The organism is Leifsonia sp. EB41 (genome assembly GCF_041262565.1).
Classification (GTDB): domain Bacteria; phylum Actinomycetota; class Actinomycetes; order Actinomycetales; family Microbacteriaceae; genus Leifsonia.
Genome location: NZ_JBGCCJ010000001.1, coordinates 61652 through 78409, shown reverse-complemented (window position 1 = coordinate 78409; position 16758 = coordinate 61652). Strand labels below are relative to the sequence as shown.

General features: G+C 70.2%; 19 protein-coding genes and 2 tRNA genes. 10 read left to right on the top strand and 11 right to left on the bottom strand.

Translation table 11 applies throughout. The features are described from left to right. Nucleotides 1–13: 13 nt before the first annotated feature. A complete protein-coding gene (locus tag ABH923_RS00380) occupies nucleotides 14–706 on the bottom strand; it encodes an anti-sigma factor (RefSeq protein WP_370053005.1) in 693 nt (230 codons plus the stop codon). Continuing rightward, entirely contained in the window at nucleotides 703–1218 is a 516-nt protein-coding gene (locus ABH923_RS00375) for a sigma-70 family RNA polymerase sigma factor (RefSeq protein WP_370053003.1), read from the bottom strand. The genes ABH923_RS00380 and ABH923_RS00375 overlap by 4 nt, the downstream gene beginning before the upstream one ends. A 125-nt stretch (nucleotides 1219–1343) precedes the next feature. Here ABH923_RS00375 and ABH923_RS00370 point away from each other — a divergent pair, with 125 nt between their 5' ends. Next, nucleotides 1344–1781: a ubiquinol-cytochrome c reductase iron-sulfur subunit gene (locus ABH923_RS00370; protein ID WP_370053001.1), complete on the top strand. Its 438-nt coding sequence runs from the start codon at nucleotides 1344–1346 to the stop codon at nucleotides 1779–1781. A 105-nt stretch (nucleotides 1782–1886) separates the two neighbouring features. Here the strand turns inward: ABH923_RS00370 and ABH923_RS00365 are convergent, their stop codons facing one another. The 5 genes from ABH923_RS00365 to msrA form a co-directional block, all read right to left on the bottom strand. Then, complete coding sequence (locus ABH923_RS00365; RefSeq protein WP_370053000.1) at nucleotides 1887–2354, bottom strand: acyl-CoA thioesterase; 468 nt, start codon at nucleotides 2352–2354, stop codon at nucleotides 1887–1889. A gap of 7 nt (nucleotides 2355–2361) precedes the next feature. Next, entirely contained in the window at nucleotides 2362–4044 is a 1683-nt protein-coding gene (ettA, locus tag ABH923_RS00360; protein ID WP_370052998.1) for an energy-dependent translational throttle protein EttA, read from the bottom strand. A 64-nt stretch (nucleotides 4045–4108) separates the two neighbouring features. Further along, the gene (locus ABH923_RS00355; protein WP_370052996.1) at nucleotides 4109–4621 is read right to left on the bottom strand and encodes a hypothetical protein; all 513 of its coding nucleotides are present in this window, start codon (nucleotides 4619–4621) and stop codon (nucleotides 4109–4111) included. A 24-nt stretch (nucleotides 4622–4645) separates the two neighbouring features. After that, complete coding sequence (locus ABH923_RS00350) at nucleotides 4646–5089, bottom strand: single-stranded DNA-binding protein (RefSeq protein WP_370052994.1); 444 nt, start codon at nucleotides 5087–5089, stop codon at nucleotides 4646–4648. Between the two features lie 136 nt (nucleotides 5090–5225). Beyond that, nucleotides 5226–5753 (bottom strand): peptide-methionine (S)-S-oxide reductase MsrA, encoded by a 528-nt coding sequence (gene msrA, locus ABH923_RS00345; RefSeq protein ID WP_370052992.1) that lies wholly within the window; start codon nucleotides 5751–5753, stop codon nucleotides 5226–5228. A 131-nt stretch (nucleotides 5754–5884) separates the two neighbouring features. Here msrA and ABH923_RS00340 point away from each other — a divergent pair, with 131 nt between their 5' ends. Next, nucleotides 5885–6688, top strand: a complete 804-nt coding sequence (locus ABH923_RS00340; RefSeq protein WP_370052990.1) for a hypothetical protein — start codon at nucleotides 5885–5887, stop codon at nucleotides 6686–6688. A gap of 88 nt (nucleotides 6689–6776) precedes the next feature. On the opposite strand, the gene nadE is transcribed toward ABH923_RS00340, so the two are convergent. After that, nucleotides 6777–7619: an ammonia-dependent NAD(+) synthetase gene (gene nadE / locus ABH923_RS00335; RefSeq protein ID WP_370052989.1), complete on the bottom strand. Its 843-nt coding sequence runs from the start codon at nucleotides 7617–7619 to the stop codon at nucleotides 6777–6779. Nucleotides 7620–7695: 76 nt separating this feature from the next. On the opposite strand from nadE, the gene ABH923_RS00330 reads away from it, so the two are divergent. Then, the gene (locus ABH923_RS00330) at nucleotides 7696–8913 is read left to right on the top strand and encodes a cation:proton antiporter (protein ID WP_370052987.1); all 1218 of its coding nucleotides are present in this window, start codon (nucleotides 7696–7698) and stop codon (nucleotides 8911–8913) included. A 6-nt stretch (nucleotides 8914–8919) separates the two neighbouring features. Here ABH923_RS00330 and ABH923_RS00325 read toward each other — a convergent pair whose 3' ends face one another. Then, a complete protein-coding gene (locus ABH923_RS00325; protein WP_370052985.1) occupies nucleotides 8920–9774 on the bottom strand; it encodes a LysR substrate-binding domain-containing protein in 855 nt (284 codons plus the stop codon). Between the two features lie 195 nt (nucleotides 9775–9969). On the opposite strand from ABH923_RS00325, the gene ABH923_RS00320 reads away from it, so the two are divergent. Both ABH923_RS00320 and ABH923_RS00315 read left to right on the top strand, forming a co-directional pair. Beyond that, complete coding sequence (locus ABH923_RS00320; RefSeq protein ID WP_370057248.1) at nucleotides 9970–11274, top strand: MFS transporter; 1305 nt, start codon at nucleotides 9970–9972, stop codon at nucleotides 11272–11274. Nucleotides 11275–11324: 50 nt separating this feature from the next. Next, nucleotides 11325–11397: transfer RNA gene (locus tag ABH923_RS00315), tRNA-Arg, on the top strand. Between the two features lie 146 nt (nucleotides 11398–11543). On the opposite strand, the gene ABH923_RS00310 is transcribed toward ABH923_RS00315, so the two are convergent. After that, nucleotides 11544–11846 (bottom strand): glutaredoxin family protein, encoded by a 303-nt coding sequence (locus tag ABH923_RS00310; RefSeq protein WP_370052984.1) that lies wholly within the window; start codon nucleotides 11844–11846, stop codon nucleotides 11544–11546. Between the two features lie 96 nt (nucleotides 11847–11942). Between ABH923_RS00310 and ABH923_RS00305 the strand changes: the two genes are divergently transcribed. From ABH923_RS00305 to ABH923_RS00295, 3 genes are all read left to right on the top strand, one after another. Then, complete coding sequence (locus ABH923_RS00305) at nucleotides 11943–12791, top strand: SGNH/GDSL hydrolase family protein (protein WP_370052982.1); 849 nt, start codon at nucleotides 11943–11945, stop codon at nucleotides 12789–12791. A gap of 10 nt (nucleotides 12792–12801) precedes the next feature. Continuing rightward, the gene (orn, locus tag ABH923_RS00300) at nucleotides 12802–13425 is read left to right on the top strand and encodes an oligoribonuclease (protein WP_370052981.1); all 624 of its coding nucleotides are present in this window, start codon (nucleotides 12802–12804) and stop codon (nucleotides 13423–13425) included. Nucleotides 13426–13488: 63 nt separating this feature from the next. Then, nucleotides 13489–13564 (top strand) — tRNA-His (locus ABH923_RS00295). A gap of 40 nt (nucleotides 13565–13604) precedes the next feature. Here ABH923_RS00295 and ABH923_RS00290 read toward each other — a convergent pair. Then, on the bottom strand, nucleotides 13605–14198 hold the full coding sequence (locus ABH923_RS00290; RefSeq protein ID WP_370052980.1) for an ArsR/SmtB family transcription factor: 594 nt from the start codon (nucleotides 14196–14198) through the stop codon (nucleotides 13605–13607). A gap of 75 nt (nucleotides 14199–14273) precedes the next feature. Between ABH923_RS00290 and ABH923_RS00285 the strand changes: the two genes are divergently transcribed. Continuing rightward, entirely contained in the window at nucleotides 14274–15548 is a 1275-nt protein-coding gene (locus ABH923_RS00285) for an MFS transporter (RefSeq protein ID WP_370052978.1), read from the top strand. A gap of 391 nt (nucleotides 15549–15939) precedes the next feature. Next, nucleotides 15940–16731, top strand: a complete 792-nt coding sequence (locus ABH923_RS00280) for a hypothetical protein (RefSeq protein WP_370052977.1) — start codon at nucleotides 15940–15942, stop codon at nucleotides 16729–16731. Nucleotides 16732–16758 lie beyond the last annotated feature (27 nt).

Here is a 16758-nt window from a genome sequence, read left to right as displayed (position 1 = left end):
TCGTCGTCGGCCGCTAGCCGAACGTGCTGCGCAGCAGCACCGTCCCGTTGGCCGCCGACCGGATGTCGATGGCCGAGATGTCGGACAGCGGGACGCTGGTCGTCGCGGCGGGCTCGACCACGGTTCCCTCCGCCGCCGTCCAGGTCGAGATCTGCGTCTGGTGGCCGGACTTGTCGGTGACGACCATCGCGTACGTCCAGGTGCGGCCGCCGTCGTCGCCGCCGACCTTCGCGTAGGCGCAGCGCGAGTCGATCCGCGTGCCCCACGGCTCCGAGGTGAGGTGGAGGTCGGCGGACAGCGCGCTCGGCTCCACCTGCTCCATCGCGACGCTCGTGCCGGCGGGCGAGCCGGGCTCCAGCGCAGGGACGGCGATCGCGATGGCCCCCACGAGCACGGCCGCCGCCGCAGCGGCGAGACCGCCCACCAGCCAGCGCGACCGCCGCCTGCGCCGCCGGGCGGCGTCCAGCAGCGTCGGGAGGACCTCCGCGCCGAGCCCGGCGTCCTGCGGCGCCTCCTCGTCGAGCAGGGCGAACGCCTGCTCCCGGGGCACCCGGCCGAGCAGCCCGGGCATGCCGGCCAGCTCGGCGACCGCCGCCGAGCAGCGCCCGCACTCGCGCAGGTGCTCCTCGAACTCCTTGCGCTCAGCTGGAGCGAGGGCGCCGAGGACGTACGCGGCGTCCCAGGTGGCGAACTCGTCGTGGTTCATCGCTCCGTCACCCCTCTCTCCTGAAGTGCGAGCCGCATGGCCCGGAGGCCGTAGTGCAGCCGCGACTTGACCGTGCCCTCCGGGATCTCCAGCTCCCGGGAGATCTCGGCGATGGACCTGCCGCCGTAGTACGCGTGGACGATCACCGCGCGGTGCTCGTCGGAGAGCTCGGCCAGCGCGTCCGAGACGAGCCAGGCGTCGAGGACCGCGTCGGCGCCGTCGTCCGGCGACGACGGCCGCTCCGGGAGGGTGTCGGTGCCGAACTCGTGCTGCGAGTGCGCGCTCCGCTTGTCGTCGATGACGATGTTGCGGGCGACGGTGAACAGCCAGGCGCGCGCGGACTGCTGGCTCTGATCGAGCACGGTCGGCTTGCGCCAGGCGCGCAGCAGGGTCTCCTGCACAACGTCGTCGGCCATCGCCCGATCGCCGGTGAGGTGGACGACGTAACGCCAGACCGCCTGCGCGTGCTGGTCGTGCAGCTCGCGCAGCAGGCGTGCGTCCTCATCCGGCATGGTCACCTCCTGCACTAACCACGGAGACAGTGATGGAAAAGTTCAGAACTCCATGTGTGAACCGAAAGCCGATACCCTCCTGTGCCTAACCTTAGAGAAAGCACTGCCGACCGGGAGGATAAACGATGACCGAATCCGCGCCGCTGACGCGCCGCACCCTCGTTCAGATCGGCGGCGTGTCCGCAGCAGGCGCGGGGGTGCTTCTGCTGGCGGCATGCACGCCGGAGGGCTCTGGCGCGTCGTCGGGCGACGGATCGGGGAACGGCGGCTCGGCCACCGTCGCTCTCTCATCGATCCCGGTCGGCGGCGCTGTCTCCGCGCAGCTCGGATCCACGCCGATCGTCGTCTCGCAGCCTTCGGCCGGCTCGGTCGTCGCCTTCAGCGCGGTGTGCACGCACCAGGGCTGCACGGTCGCGCCGCAGGGCAAGGAGTTCGACTGCCCGTGCCACGGCTCCCGCTTCGACGCGGCGACGGGCGACGTCATCAACGGACCGGCGAGCACGCCGCTGACGAAGCTGAAGACCGCCGTCTCCGGCGACAAGGTCACCGTCACCCCGACCTAGAGCGGCTCAACACCGATCGAGGGGCACGTCGTTGTCACTTCCGGGCTCCGGAAGTGACAACGACGTGCCCCTCGGTGGTGGTGGTGCGGGCGGTGGTGGAGCGGGTCAGCGCTTGGTGAACTCGACGGGGGTGTCGAGGTAGGGGGTCCAGGCGGTGCGTTCGCGGTCGTTGATCCGGCGCGGGCGCTGGCTCGCGGCGTCGACCAGCACGATCGTGGTCGCGGCGCGCGAGAACATCGTGCGCGGCTCGACGCCCTCCGGGGACCACACCTCGTAGTTGACCTCCAGGCTCGCGCCGCCGAGCCTCCCGAGCCAGAGCTGCACGTCGAGCGGCTGCCGCAGGTACGGGATGGGAGCGACGTACTCGATCTCCTGGCGCGCGATCAGCGTGAGCGTGTCGGCGCCCGGCGTGCCGTCGAGCACGGCCGTGGAGCCGCCCACGGCGTGCTCGTCCGTCGACCAGAACGCCTCGATGCGCGCCTCCTCCAGGAGACGCAGCATCGCGGCATTGTTCACGTGGGCGTACGCGTCGAGGTCGCTCCAGCGGAGCTTGATCGGGACGTGCAGTCGCATGTCGGGGTCAGTCGCGCGTGAGCTTGCGGTACGCGGAGCGGTGCGGCTTCGCGGCGTCCGGGCCGAGGCGCTCGACCTTGTTCTCCTCGTACGCCTCGAAGTTGCCCTCGAACCAGTACCAGTCGGACGGGTTCTCCTCCGTGCCCTCGTAGGCGAGGATGTGCGTCGCGATGCGGTCGAGGAACCACCGGTCGTGGGTGATGACCACAGCGCAGCCGGGGAACTCGAGCAGCGCGTTCTCCAGGCTGGAGAGCGTCTCGACGTCGAGGTCGTTGGTCGGCTCGTCGAGCAGCAGGAGGTTGCCGCCCTGCTTGAGCGTCAGCGCCAGGTTCAGGCGGTTGCGCTCACCGCCGGAGAGCACGCCCGACTTCTTCTGCTGGTCGGGTCCCTTGAACCCGAAGGTCGAGACGTACGCGCGGGACGGGACCTCGGTCTTGCCGACCTGGATGTAGTCGAGCCCGTCGGACACGACCTCCCAGACGTTCTTGTTCGGGTCGATGCCGCCGCGGGTCTGGTCGACGTAGGAGATCTGCACGGTCTCGCCGACCTTCAGGTCGCCGTTGTCGAGGGGCTCCAGCCCGACGATGGTCTTGAACAGCGTGGTCTTGCCGACGCCGTTCGGGCCGATGACGCCGACGATGCCGTTGCGCGGCAGCGTGAAGGTGAGGCCATCGATGAGGACGCGGTCGCCGAAGCCCTTCTGCAGGTTCTTCGCGTCGATCACGATCTGGCCGAGGCGCGGCCCCGGCGGGATCTGGATCTCCTCGAAGTCGAGCTTCCTGGTGCGCTCCGCCTCGGCCGCCATCTCCTCGTAGCGCGCCAGACGCGCCTTGGACTTGGCCTGGCGGCCCTTGGCGTTGCTGCGCACCCAGTCGAGCTCGTCGGACAGGCGCTTGGCCAGCTTGGCGTCCTTCTTGCCCTGGATCGCGAGTCGCTCGCGCTTCTTCTCCAGGTAGGTGGAGTAGTTGCCCTCATACGGGTAGAGGTGGCCGCGGTCGACCTCGGCGATCCACTCGGCCACGTGGTCGAGGAAGTACCGGTCGTGGGTGACGGCGAGCACGGCGCCGTGGTACTTGGCCAGGTGCTGCTCGAGCCAGAGCACGCTCTCGGCGTCGAGGTGGTTGGTCGGCTCGTCCAGCAGCAGGAGGTCGGGCTTCTGCAGCAGCAGCTTGCACAGCGCGACGCGGCGCTTCTCACCACCGGAGAGGGTGTTGACCGGCCAGTCGCTCGGCGGGCAGCGCAGCGCGTCCATCGCCTGCTCGAGCTGGGAGTCGAGGTCCCACGCGTCGGCGGCGTCGATCTGCTCCTGCAGCGTGCCCATCTCGGCGAGCAGCGTGTCGAAGTCGGCGTCGGGGTCGGCCAGCAGCCCGGAGATCTCGTTGAAGCGGTCGACCTTGCCCTTGATCTCGCCGACGCCCTCCTGCACGTTCTCCAGGACGGTCTTGGTCTCGTCGAGCAGCGGCTCCTGCATGAGGATGCCGACCGTGTATCCGGGAGACAGCTTGGCGTCGCCGTTGGACGGGGTGTCCAGGCCGGCCATGATCTTCAGGATGGTCGACTTACCTGCACCGTTCGGGCCGACGACGCCGATCTTCGCTCCCGGCAGGAACGCCATCGTCACGTCGTCGAGGATCACCTTGTCGCCGACGGCCTTGCGGGCCCTGACCATCGAGTAAATGTATTCGGCCACTCTTGTTCCTGAACTCCCTGTCTTGGACTCGCGGGGTCGAAGCCCTGTACGAGGATACCGGGAACTACCAGTCGATCGGCCGGGTCTGGCCGATCAGGCAGCCTCCGGTCGCGAGCGTGGGGCTGGTGAGGCTGGTGTAGCCGCCGGAGTCCGGCCCGTACTGGCCGATCACGCAACCGGCTCCGAATTGCACGGAGAACTGGATGGAGGCCGCCTTGAGCCCGATCGTGGTCATGTCCGGTGTGACCTGCATGTCCGACTTGGTGAACCCGGCCGCGACGAGCGCGTCGATGAAGTCGCGCCCCTGCGCGGCGGGCTTGGCCGCGATCGTCGCCTGGTTGACCTTGTCGAAGTAGGGCAGGTTCTGCTCCGCGGTGCCTCCGGGGACGAGCGCCGGCGCCGCGCTCGCGGTCGGCGTGGGCGTCGGCGTCGGCGTGGCCGAGTCGGAGGCCGTTGTATGCGGCGCCGGATCCGTCGTCGCCGACGGATGCGCCCCGGTGCACCCGCTCAGCAGCAGCGCCGCCGCGACGGCCGCGCCCGCGAGCAGGACGGCGGCGGGTCGGGCGGGCGCTCTCATGCTGCACAGCCTAGGGCCCTGCACCTATGCACTCTCTCTGACCTGCAGCCACCTCCCGGCCCGAAGAGGCGGCGAGAGACCCTCCCTCACGCGCTGCCGGCAGGGCGAGACCGGCCGTGGAGCGCGTGAACTCGCTGCGGCCCAGCTCAGGTCGTGCCCGATCGCCTCCGCCTCGATCTCCACCGTCACGCCGAGCTGTTCACCCTCCCAATCGCGCACGCACAACCTGCCGGCCACCACGAGCGGATCGCCGCGCGCGATGCAGGCCGCCGCGCTGACGGCGAGCTCGTCGAACGCCGTGACCGTGAACCAGTTGGACTGTGCCTCGGGGACCCTCGCCCCCGAGCGCCGTCCGCGCCTACGGTCGTTCGTCACGAGCCGGAAGCTCGTGATCGGCGCGCCCGTCTCGGGTTCGACGTGCCGCGGGCTCGTCGCCACCGTGCCCCGAACCGTCACCGTCTCTGCCATGTCGTCCCCCGTTTCTGCGGCCTCCCGTGAGGCCGTACGTCAACGATGGCCGACCCGCACGCCGCACGGAGGCGAGAACGGAAATCCGTGGAGAACGCGCGAAAGCGGTCAGCCTGTGGAGGACGAGCCGCGAACGTCAGGCCGCGACCACGTACGGCGCGTACGACGCCCGGATCTTGTTCACCTTGGGCAGCGCGACCGCCAGGCAGTAGCCCTGACCGGGGTTCTTGGCGAAGAAGTCCTGGTGGTAGTCCTCCGCACGGTAGAACGGCCCGAGCGGCTCGATCGTTGTCACGATGCCGCCCTCCCAGTACTCGGACGCCCGATCGCGCGCCGCCTCGAACAGCGCCCGCTGCTCCTCGCCGTCGAAGAACATCGCCGAGCGGTACTGCGTGCCGACGTCCGCGCCCTGCCGGTTGAGCTGCCGCGGGTCGTGCAGCGTGAAGAAGACGTCGAGGATCACCTCGGCCGGGATGACCTCCTGGTCGAAGGTCACGGCGACGGCCTCGGCATGCCCGGTCGTGCCGGTGCACACGTCGTCGTAACTCGGGTCGACGGTGGTGCCCCCGGTGTAGCCGGACACCACGTCCTGCACCCCGCGGAGCACACGGTAGACGGCGTCGAGGCACCAGAAGCACCCGCCTGCGAGGACGAAAGTCTGCATCGGTCCATCCCTTCGATCGGTCCGGCCTCCATTCTGCTACGCCCACGCCGCTCCGCGGGCTTCGCGACGGGATGCGCGACACAGCGCCGCCGTTGCACGGACCGAACGGTCCGCCCCGTTACCATCGCGGCATGCAGTGGTGGAATGACTTCGTCGATTGGCTCAACTCGTCGGACGCGCAGCCCGCGGTCTTCAACGCCGTGGTCCTCGCGATCGCCGTCATCGTCTCCGGTCTGCTCGCCGCGTGGATCGCGCGCGGCGCCCTCCGTGGACTCCTCTCGCGCACCGACCGTCAGCAGAAGGCCAGCGCGATCGCCGCGCTCGTCGATGCGGCGACCGAGGCGTCCGTGTGGAACTCGCTGACCCCGGCCGAGCAGGTGCTCTCCGACCGCGCGGTGGGACAGGCCGACATCCTCGTGCGGCTCCTGCCGATCAAGGGATCCGGCATCGCCGCGAACTGGGCGGGCCACCAGCTCGCCGAGATGAAGCGCGCGTCGGCGACGTTCGGCTACCAGCTCGACCCGGCGGTGGCGGAGTTCCGCGACCGGCTGATCGAGTGGCAGAACAAGCCGGGCCGCGCGCGCCGCATCTTCCAGGGCGACCTCGAGCGCTGGCGCTTCGAGAGCGCGGACCCGAACAACTCCCTGATGGTCCAGCAGGACGCCTGGGTCGCTCAGCAGCACCACGAGCAGTACACAGCGCCTTCCGCAGCGACGGAGGAGACGGTCCCGGCCGCGACCTACGCCGCTCCCGCGGCTGCAGCTCCCCAGGCGAGCGCTCCCGCCGCGCACACCGACTCCTCGTTCACGTCCGCCAACTACCCCACCACAGGCGGCGCCAACGACGAGACCCCGCTTCCGGTGTCCGCCTTCGCGGCAGCCGGCGACGAGAACGACACCACTCCGAACCCGCGCTTCGGCCAGCCCGTCGGCTGACCTCCGCTCAGCAGAGCCTCCCCCACGACACAGAAAGGGGCGCCGACCACCCGGTCGGCGCCCCTTCCTCGTGCTCGGGCGGCGTCGCTCAGCGGCTGTAGTCGCCGCGCGTCGTCCACCAATCGTCGAACATGCTCGCGGGCACCCGGCGCTTGTGCTCTGTCGCCAGGTAGCGCGTCTCGATCGCCGACGCGATCTCGTCCGCGACGTCCTGGCCCTCCAGGAAGTCGTCGATGTCGCTGTACTGGATGCCGAGGTTGGCCTCGTCGGTCTGACCCGGTTCGTGGTCGAGGAGGTCGGCGGTCGGCGCCTTCTCGTAGAGGCGCGCCGGCGCGTCCAGGTGCTCCAGCAGCGCGCGGCCCTGGCGCTTGGTGAGACCGCTGAGCGGGAGCACGTCGGCGCCGCCGTCGCCGTACTTGGTGAAGAAGCCGGTCACCGCCTCCGCCGCGTGGTCGGTGCCGACCACCAGCAGGCGTCGCTGGCCGGCGATCGCGTACTGCGCCACCATCCGCACGCGCGCCTTCACGTTGCCCTTGTTGAAGTCGGTCATCGCCTCGCCGACGGCGTCGCCGAACTCGGCGTCAACCCCGTCCACGCCCCGTTTGATGTTGAACTCGATGGTCCGCTGCGGCCGGATGAAGCTCAGCGCGAGCTGCGCGTCGTCCTCGTCGTGCTGCACGCCGTACGGCAGGCGCACCGCGATGAACTCGGCCTCGACGCCCTCGGACGCGAGTCGCTCGACCGCGAGCTGGCAGAGCCGGCCTGCGAGGGAGGAGTCCTGCCCTCCGCTGATCCCGAGCACGAAACCGGAGGCTCCGGTCGCCCTCAGGTAGCGCGTGAGGAAGTCGACACGCTTGGCGACCTCCTCCGCGGCGTCGACGCTCGGCGTCACGTTCAGCTCGTCGATGATCCTGGCCTGGAGTTCACGCATGCTGCCACGATACTGGGCGCGGATTTCGTCCGTGTGAACTCCCCGCGCGCCTGTGCCCCGCTCTAGCATCGGCCGCATGAACCCGCTCGTCGGAACGATCGTCCTCGTGCCGCTGCTGGCCGTCGTCGCCGCCCTCGTCGCCTCGGTGGTGGGGAGGGTGGCGAAGATCCCGCTCGTCGTGTTCGAGATCCTGCTCGGCATTCTGGTCGGCCCGAGCGTGCTGGGCTGGGTGCCGGCGACGGACGCGCTGCACGCGGTCGGGCAGTTCGGCCTGGCCTTCCTGTTCTTCATGGCGGGCAACGAGATCGACTTCCACGCGATCCGTGGCCGGCCGCTGCGCCGCGCCTCCCTCGGCTGGATAATCTCGCTGGCCGTGGGCGTCCTGCTCGGCGTGCTGCTCGCGCCGAACGCGATCGCCGGCGTCTACGTCGGGATCGCGCTGTGCTCGACCGCGCTCGGGACGCTCATGCCGATGCTGCGCGACGCCGGCGAGCTGCGCACTCCGTTCGGCCTCGCGGTCACAGCCGTCGGCGCCGTGGGCGAGTTCGGGCCGCTGCTGGCCATCTCGCTGTTCCTCTCCGGGCGGAGGCCGCTCGCCGCGGCACTGGTGCTGATCGCGTTCGCGGTGATCGCGGCCGGAGCGGTCTGGTTCGCGGCGCGCGGAGGCCACGCGCGGTTCCACGCGCTCGTGCGCGCCACTCTGCACACCAGCGGCCAGTTCGCCGTGCGCGTCGTGGTGCTGGCCATCGCCGCGCTGGTCGGGCTCAGCCTCGCGCTCGGCCTGGACATGCTGCTCGGCGCGTTCGCCGCCGGTGTCGTCGTGCGCGTCCTGCTCTCCGGCGCGGCCGAGGAGGACGCGAAGCTCGTCGAGACCAAGCTGGAGGCGGTGGCGTTCGGCGTGCTGGTCCCGGTGTTCTTCATCGAGACCGGGATCACGTTCGACCTGCGCGGGCTCCTCGGCGATCCGCACGCGCTGCTTCTGCTGCCGATCTTCCTGGTGCTGCTGCTCGTCGTGCGCGGGCTCCCCGGTTCCCTCGCCGCCCCGCGCGGCTCGACGTTCGCCGATCGGGCCTCGCTCACGCTGTTCAGCGCGACCGGGCTGCCGATCATCGTCGCCGTGACGAACATCGGGCTGAAGGACCACGACCTGACCTCCGGGACCGCGACCGCACTGGTCGGCGCCGGGATGCTGTCGGTGCTGATCTTCCCGGTCGTGGCGCTGCTGCTGCGGCAGCGGTCGGCGGACGGCGGGGTGCGGCCTCCCGACCCGGATCGCATCCCGGTCGAGGGCTGAGACGGATCACGGCACGCGCGTGACCGCCCGGGCGAGGATGGCGGTGGTGAGTGCCTCCACTGGCTCGCGCGCGGCGGACGGGTTGGAGAGCAGCGTGAAGTCCACGTGGCCGAGCTCCGGGAGGCCGAACCTGTTGGTGACCTTGATCAGGTCGGAGGGGATCAGCGACCGCGGGAACACCGCGACCCCGAGGCCCGCGCGCACGGCGGCGAGGACGCCGTTGACCTCGCGCGTGTTGCAGGTGATGCGCCAGGTGCGGCCGGCGGCCTCCAGCGCCTCGATCGTGATCTGACGGCTGAGGCTCGGCCCCTGGTATGCGATCAGCGGGACCGGCTGGTCGGGTTCCAGCGCCGTCTTCTCCTGCCCGATCCAGACCAGCTCGTCCGTCGCGACCACGGTCCCGTCGGTCGTACCGGGGTTCTGCTTGATGAAGATGAGGTCGAGGTGGCCGGCCTTCAGCCGCCGGTGCAACGGGGCGGACTGATCGACGGTGAGCTCCAGGTTGACCTGCGGGTTCTGCTGCCGGAAGTGCCGGAGGATGCGCGGCAGCGTCGTGATCGCGAGGTCGTCCGCCGCGCCGAACCGCAGCCTCCCCCGCATCGCCGACCCGCTGAAGTAGCTGTCCGCCTCCGCGTGGGCGGCCAGGATCGTGCGGGCGAACCCGGCCATCGCGTCGCCGTTGTCGGTCAGGCGCACCTCCCGGGTGTCGCGAGAGACGAGCTGGCGCTTTGCGGCCTGCTCCAGCCTCCGCACGTGCTGGCTGACCGTCGGCTGGCTGATGCCGAGCCGCTGGGCCGCGCGTGTGAACGAGCGCGTGTCGACGACCGCGAGGAAGGTGCGCAGGAGGACGGGGTCGAACATCGGTGCTCCGTTCAGCGGTGTCGGTGTCAGGGCTACTATTCGGAAACCCAATGGGAGTTATAGGTTCAATTCGCTGAAAGAATACCGCCGATTCCGTAGCGTGGAAGGAGAACTCGAACAGACCATACGGAACCAGGAACGCAGGAACGACTCGTGGCGAACTCCACAGCAGCAGCAGCCCCTCCCACCGGCCCCATGCCCACCCTCAGCGCACGCCCGCCGTGGCGCGAGACCTTCATCTCGCTGCGCGTGACCAACTACCGCCGCTTCGCCGCAGGCAACCTCGTCGCCAACACCGCCGTCTGGATGCAGCGCATCGCGATGGACTGGCTGGTGCTCCAGCTCTCCGGCAGCGTGGCCGCGGTCGGTGTCACGGTGTTCATGCAGTTCACACCGATGCTGCTGTTCGGGCTGTGGGGCGGGGTCATCGCCGACCGGTACTCGAAGCAGCGCCTCCTCATCTGCACGCAGTCGGCGGCGGCCGTCCTTGCCGCGCTGCTCGCCACCCTGACGCTCACCCACGCCGTGCAGGTCTGGCACGTCTACGCGATCTCATTCGTGCTCGGCCTCGTCACCGTCGTCGACAACCCGGCGCGACAGGTCTTCGTCAACGAGCTGGTCGGCCCGAAGTACTTGCGCAATGCGATCAGCCTCAACTCCTCGATCTTCCAGCTCGGCGGCCTCATCGGCCCGGCTCTCGGCGGAATCCTGATTACCGCGGTGGGCGGAGGCTGGTCGTTCGTGATCAACTCGACCGCCTGCCTGGCCGTGGTCGGCGCGCTGTTCAGCCTCCGCACGAAGGAGCTGCACCACTCCCCCGCTGCGCCGCGCGGCAAGGGCCAGCTCGCCGAGGGGATGCGATACGTGCGACGCAAGCCGGTCATCTTCTGGACCGTGGTGATGGTCGCGGTGCTGGCGGTCTTCGCCTTCAACATGCCGGTGTTCCTGGCCGCCTACGCCAACAACGTGTACGACGTCGGGGCCCGCGGCTACGGGATGTTCAACGCGCTCGTCGCCGCCGGCGCGCTCGCCGGGGCGCTGGCCTCCACCCGCCGCACCTCGGTGCGCCTCTCGATGGTGGTCGGCACGGCCGCGGCCCTCGGCGTCGTCCAGGCCCTGGCGGGACTGGCGCCGGACCAGATCGCGTTCAGCGTGCTCCTCGTCGGGATCGGCATCGGCAACCTGCTCTTCATCACGGCGGCGAACTCGCTGGTCCAGATGTCGTCGAACGTCCAGATCCGCGGCCGCGTGATCTCGCTGTACATCCTGGTGCTGCTCGGCGGCCAGGCGATCGGCGGCCCGCTGATGGGCTGGGTGGTGGAGGCCGTCGGGCCGCACATCGCGATGGCCATCTCGGGGCTGGTGCCGGCGGCGGCTGCCGTCGTGGTCGCGTGGATGATCGCGCGCCACGCGAGCCTCCGGCTGCGGTTCGGGCTGCGCGGGCGGCGTCCGGTGATCGCGATCGTGAACCGGGCGGGGAAGGCGGGGGCGACGCTCTAAGGCTTGGGGTCACGGGACGCCCAAGCCGCCTGCGGTATCGTGGAGGCCGCGCCCTCGTAGCTCAGCGGATAGAGCAGGAGCCTTCTAATCTCTTGGTCGCAGGTTCGATTCCTGCCGGGGGCACCCATGCGCAGGAGCACATCTCGCGGTGCTTCTCATCTCTTGGTCGCAGGTTCGATTCCTGCCGGGGGCACCCACGCCCGCCGAAGCGGCGCAAAGTGGGCCCGAAACGCGCGAGGCGGCGGAGAATCAGCCGTCTCGTGGGCGCGTCAGAGCGCGTGGGCGGCGGCGACGAGGACCTGGTTGAGGGTGGGGACGCCCTCGGCGCGGAAGACCTCCGCACCGTCGACACCGAGCACGATCACGGTGGGCGTCGAGCGGATGCCGTCCGACTCCGCCCGGGCGGGGTCGCGGGCGACGTCGCGCTCGGTCACGTGCAGGCCCGGCACCAGGCGCACCGCCTCGGCGAGCACCGCGCGGGTCTGCATGCACGGCTCGCAGAACGCCGACGTGTACAGAGTGAGGCCGACCTCCCGGGTGACGGGACGGTCAACGGCGGGTGTCGCTTCCACGACGACCAGTGTACGTCGGGCGAATTCCCGGCGACCATCTCGCGACAGCGCCCGGCGCGTCACCCGTGGGTCACCCCGGCGACCGACAATCGGGGCGTGAGCAGGACCACCTACACGCGTTACGTGGCCCTCGGCGACTCGATCACCGAGGGGCTCTGCGATCCCGCGCCCGCGCGACCGGGAGCCTGGCTCGGCTGGGCGGACCGCCTCGCCGGCATCCTCGACGGCGACGCGCGGCTCTCCGGCGGGACCGTGGAGTTCGCCAACCTCGCCGTCCGCGGCAGGCGGATCGCCGACGTGGTCGGCGAACAGGTGCCGGGAGCGCTCGCGCTGCGGCCCGACCTGGTGTCGGTGCTGGTCGGCGCCAACGACCTGATGAGCCCCACCGCCGACCCGGACGCGCTCGCCGATCGCCTCGCCGACGGGGTGCGGATGCTGCGGGCGCAGGGGACGACCGTGCTGCTGGCGAACCTCTTCGACCCGCAGTTCGCGTTCTTCCTCAAGCCGTTCCGCGGACGGGCCGCCGTGTTCAACGCGAACATCTGGAGCATCGCGCGCGACCACCATGCCGTCGTGCTCGACGTGTGGGGCGTGCGCGAGTTCCGCGACCCGGCGATGTGGGGCGCCGACCGGGTCCACCTCAGCTCGCGCGGGCACCGGCTGCTCGCGACGCACGCCGCGCACGCGCTGGGCATCCCCTACGCGGAGACGACCTCCGTCGAGAGCGGCGACGCGCCCGCCGGAGTAGTGGAGGAGCCGCCGACCCCACCGGAGGACCTCCCGCTGCGGACCTGGCTGCGCGTGCACGCGATCCCGTGGGCGGCCCGCCGGCTGCGCGGGATCTCGTCCGGCGACGGGCTCAGCCCCAAGCTCCCCGAGCCGCTGCCGGTGCGCGGCCAGGGCCTGGTCGCGGGCCAGCCGCGGATGGTCGGAGGGCCGCACTAGACTTGCGGGCATGGCTGCCTCAAGTGATCGACTGGTCTGGATCGACTGCGAAATGACCGGACTCGACCTGGAGGTCGACGAGCTCGTCGAGATCGCCGTCGTCATCACCGACTTCGAGCTGAACGTGCTCGACCCTGGGCTCAGCATCGTGATCAAGCCGGACGCCTCCGCGCTCGCCAACATGAACGACTTCGTGCGCACCATGCACACCACCTCCGGCCTCATCGAGGAGATCCCGAACGGCAAGAGCCTCGCGGAAGCCGAGTACGAGGTGCTGGAGTACGTCCTCAAGTACGCGCCGACGGCCCGCACGGCGCCACTCGCCGGCAACACCATCGGCACCGACCGGATGTTCCTCGCCAAGTACATGCCGCGCCTCGACACCCACCTGCACTACCGCAACGTCGACGTCTCCTCCATCAAGGAGCTGGCCCGGCGCTGGTACCCGCGCATCTACTTCAACGCCCCCGAGAAGAACGGCGGCCACCGCGCGCTGGCCGACATCCTCGAGTCGATCCGCGAGCTCGACTACTACCGCGCTGCGGCCTTCGTGGGTGAGCCGGGGCCCACCACCGAGCAGACCCAGGAGGCTGCCGCGGGTGTGGTGGAAAAATGGGCCGCCAAGATGTACTAGAATCGATGAGTTGCCTCGCGCGGAAGGGCCATCGCAGATGACCCGGAACGCTCGCGGAACATGGTGGGTATAGCTCAGCTGGTAGAGCGCCTGGTTGTGGTCCAGGAGGTCGCGGGTTCAAGCCCCGTTACTCACCCCAATACGAAGAGCACGTCACCCGGTGACGTGCTCTTCGCATTTCACTCGGCACTCCGGTGCACCACGAAGATCCCGCCGTGAGCGGGGAGGTGGCTGCGCTCGTGGTCGGTCTCGACGTACGCGTCGATGACGGCCACGATGCGGCGGTCCAGCTCGGCCACATCCTCCGGCGACAGGTGCAGCGAGAAGCGCGCGAACGTGGCGATGGAGGCCGGGCCGGCCTCCGCGAGCTCCTGCTGGAAGGCCTCCACCGGCGCCACGGTCCGGCCGGTGTCCTGCTGGTCCAGCGCCATCGAGAGCCACCAGCTCCTGCCGGTCGAACGGTACGGCTTCTCGAGTGCGCCGCTCTCCCCCGAACGCACCGGCGCGGGCTCCAGGAAGCCGGCGGCCACGAGCTGGCGGACGTGGTAGTAAACCGTTCCGGCGTCCTCCCCCAGCCGGTCGGCGAGCTGCTTGTTGGTCAGTTCGCGGTCGCCGCACAGGCGCAGGATGCGCACCCGCAACGGATGCGACAGCGCCTTGATCTCCTCGACGGAGGCAGGGCGGCGTTTGGCGTCCGGGTCGGCGGACGGTCCGGGCACGCTGCGCGCGGCCTCCTCTGGCGTCTGCGCGTCCCCGGGCGTCTGGTCGGACATATCCCGAGGATACCCGCTTGATTGAGTTTCTTGATATCGATTGAGTTTTCTCAATCAGCGTGTCAGGCTGGGCCCGTGACTTCGGAACGCGCTGCATCCGCAGCCCTCGGCTCCCGCTACTGGACGCTCTGGACCTCATCGGCACTCTCCAATCTCGCCGACGGCGTGATGAAGGTCGCGCTGCCGCTGGTCGCCATCCGCTACACCGACTCCCCCGCGCTCATCGCCGGCCTCACCTTCGCGTTCACCCTGCCGTGGCTGGTGTTCGCCCTCGTCGCGGGCGCGCTCGCCGACCGGTACGACCGCCGCAGGCTGATGCTCGTGGCCAACATCGCGCGGGCGGCGTTCCTCGCGCTCCTCACGATCGCGGCCGTCGCGGGCGCCGGGTCGATCTGGCTGCTCTACGCCGCGGCGATCTGCATCGGCGTGGCCGAGACCGTCTACGACACGTCGTCGCAGTCGATCCTCCCCCAGCTCGTGAGCAAAACCGCGCTCTCCCGGGCGAACGGGCGGCTGTACGCGGCCGAGCTCACCACGAACCAGTTCGTCGGGCCGCCGCTCGGCGGCTTCCTGGTCGCGGCCGGGATCGGGCTCGCCTTCGGGACACCGGTGCTGCTCTGGGTCGCCGCGATCGGGATGCTGCTGCTGCTCCGCGGACGGTTCACGACCGACCATCCGCGCACCACCACCATCCGCGCCGACATCGCCGAGGGGCTGAGGTTCCTGCGCGGGAGCACCCTGCTGCGCACACTCGCGGTCATGGTGGGCGGCTTCAACTTCGCCAGCAGCGCCGTCTTCACGGTGTTCGTGCTCTACGCGGTCGGGCCCTCCTCCGCGATGAAGCTCACCGATCCGGGCTACGGCCTGCTGCTCACCGCGTCGGCGCTCGGCAGCGTCGTCGGCACCTTCCTCGCCGAGCCGGCAGAACGGCTGCTCGGCCGCTCGCGGGCGCTCACCCTCACTGTCCTCGGCTCGCTGCTCACAGTCGCCACGCCCGCGTTCACCACGAACCCGTACATCATCGGGGCCGGATTCCTCGTCGGCGGCGTCACCGTCTCGATCTGGAACGTGATCACGGTGTCGCTCCGGCAGCGCGTGACACCGCAGCGGCTGCTCGGCCGGCTGAACTCCGCGTACCGCCTGCTGGCGTGGGGCACGATGCCGCTCGGCGCCGCCGCAGCGGGCGTGATCGCCCAGTTCTTCGGCATCCCCGCGGTGTTCCTCAGCATGGGCGTCGTCGCGCTCGCGATGCTGACCGGGATGATCTGGGTCACCGACGCGCGCATGGCGGCGGCCGAGACGGAGGCCGAGAAGGCCGACGAGCGGGACCACGCGGCCTTCGGCGGCTGACCCGCCGAGCGGCACACAGCGCGCTGCCAGGTTCCGGCGCCGGCAGGCCCGCGGAACGGCGCCGAGAGAGCGCGTGCACACGACTTTGCCAGCGTTCATGCCCGAGTCGTCCAGAGTGGGCGTCTAGCGTGGTCGATCGACAGCAGTGAATGCCGTCTGTGCTGCGCCGTGCGTCCAACCCCCGAACCCCCGGACGCCACCCCGAAAATCTGGTGCGGCACACCCGCGCCGTACGCTGCGCCTCGGGACCACCCGGTCCAGTGGCGCTTCCGTGCGTCCCGGCGCGGTTGCCAGCCCGTCCGAGCGCTCTCCCCCGGGAGCGCTCTCAGCCGTGCGCCTCCCCCAGCGGGAGGTCGCGCGGCTCGGCGGGGAAGCCCGACCCAGGAAGTTTATGCTCAGCACTCTCAGCCACGCCGTCCGCTCATCCAACCTGTCCTTCGGCCGCGTCCTCACCGGCGCCGCCGCGATCATCATGTCGGCCAGCATCGTCGCCCCGATGATCGCGCAGCAGCAGGAGAGCGAACGCGCCACCCGCGAACTGTCCCAGTCCACCGGCATCCACCACGACCAGCTCGGCGTCTACGACAAGCTCTGGCGCGACCGCCTGGAGGGCATCGCCCAGCAGAGCCTGACCAAGGCCCAGTCGACCGTGCAGGCGAACGCCGCCAAGGCGGACACCAGCGCCGCGAAGACCGCGATCGCCGGCCTCGACAACTACAAGAAGCTCGACGACTCCAAGCTCCGCGCGCAGATCGACACCACCGACGCCGCCACCACGGCCCTCGCCGCCGCCGGTGTCGCCGCCGACCAGAAGGCCGCAGCCCAGGCTGCCGCAGCGGCTGCCGCCGCGGCCGCCATCCAGGCGAACGCCAACACGCCGAGCGGCGCGCGAACGGCCGCTCAGTCCATCATGTCCAGCAGCTACGGCTGGGGCTCCGACCAGTTCCAGTGCCTGGACAACCTCTGGACCAAGGAGTCCGGCTGGAACTACCAGGCCTCCAACGGCAGCAGCGGAGCGACCGGCATCCCGCAGGCGCTGCCCGGCAGCAAGATGGCCACGTTCGGCAGCGACTGGGCGACCAACGCGACCACCCAGATCAAGTGGGGCCTCTCCTACATCAAGGGCTCGTACGGCACTCCGTGCTCCGCGTGGAGCCACTCGGAGGCCATGAACTGGTACTGAGCCGGTTCGACACCTCCACGACCCCAA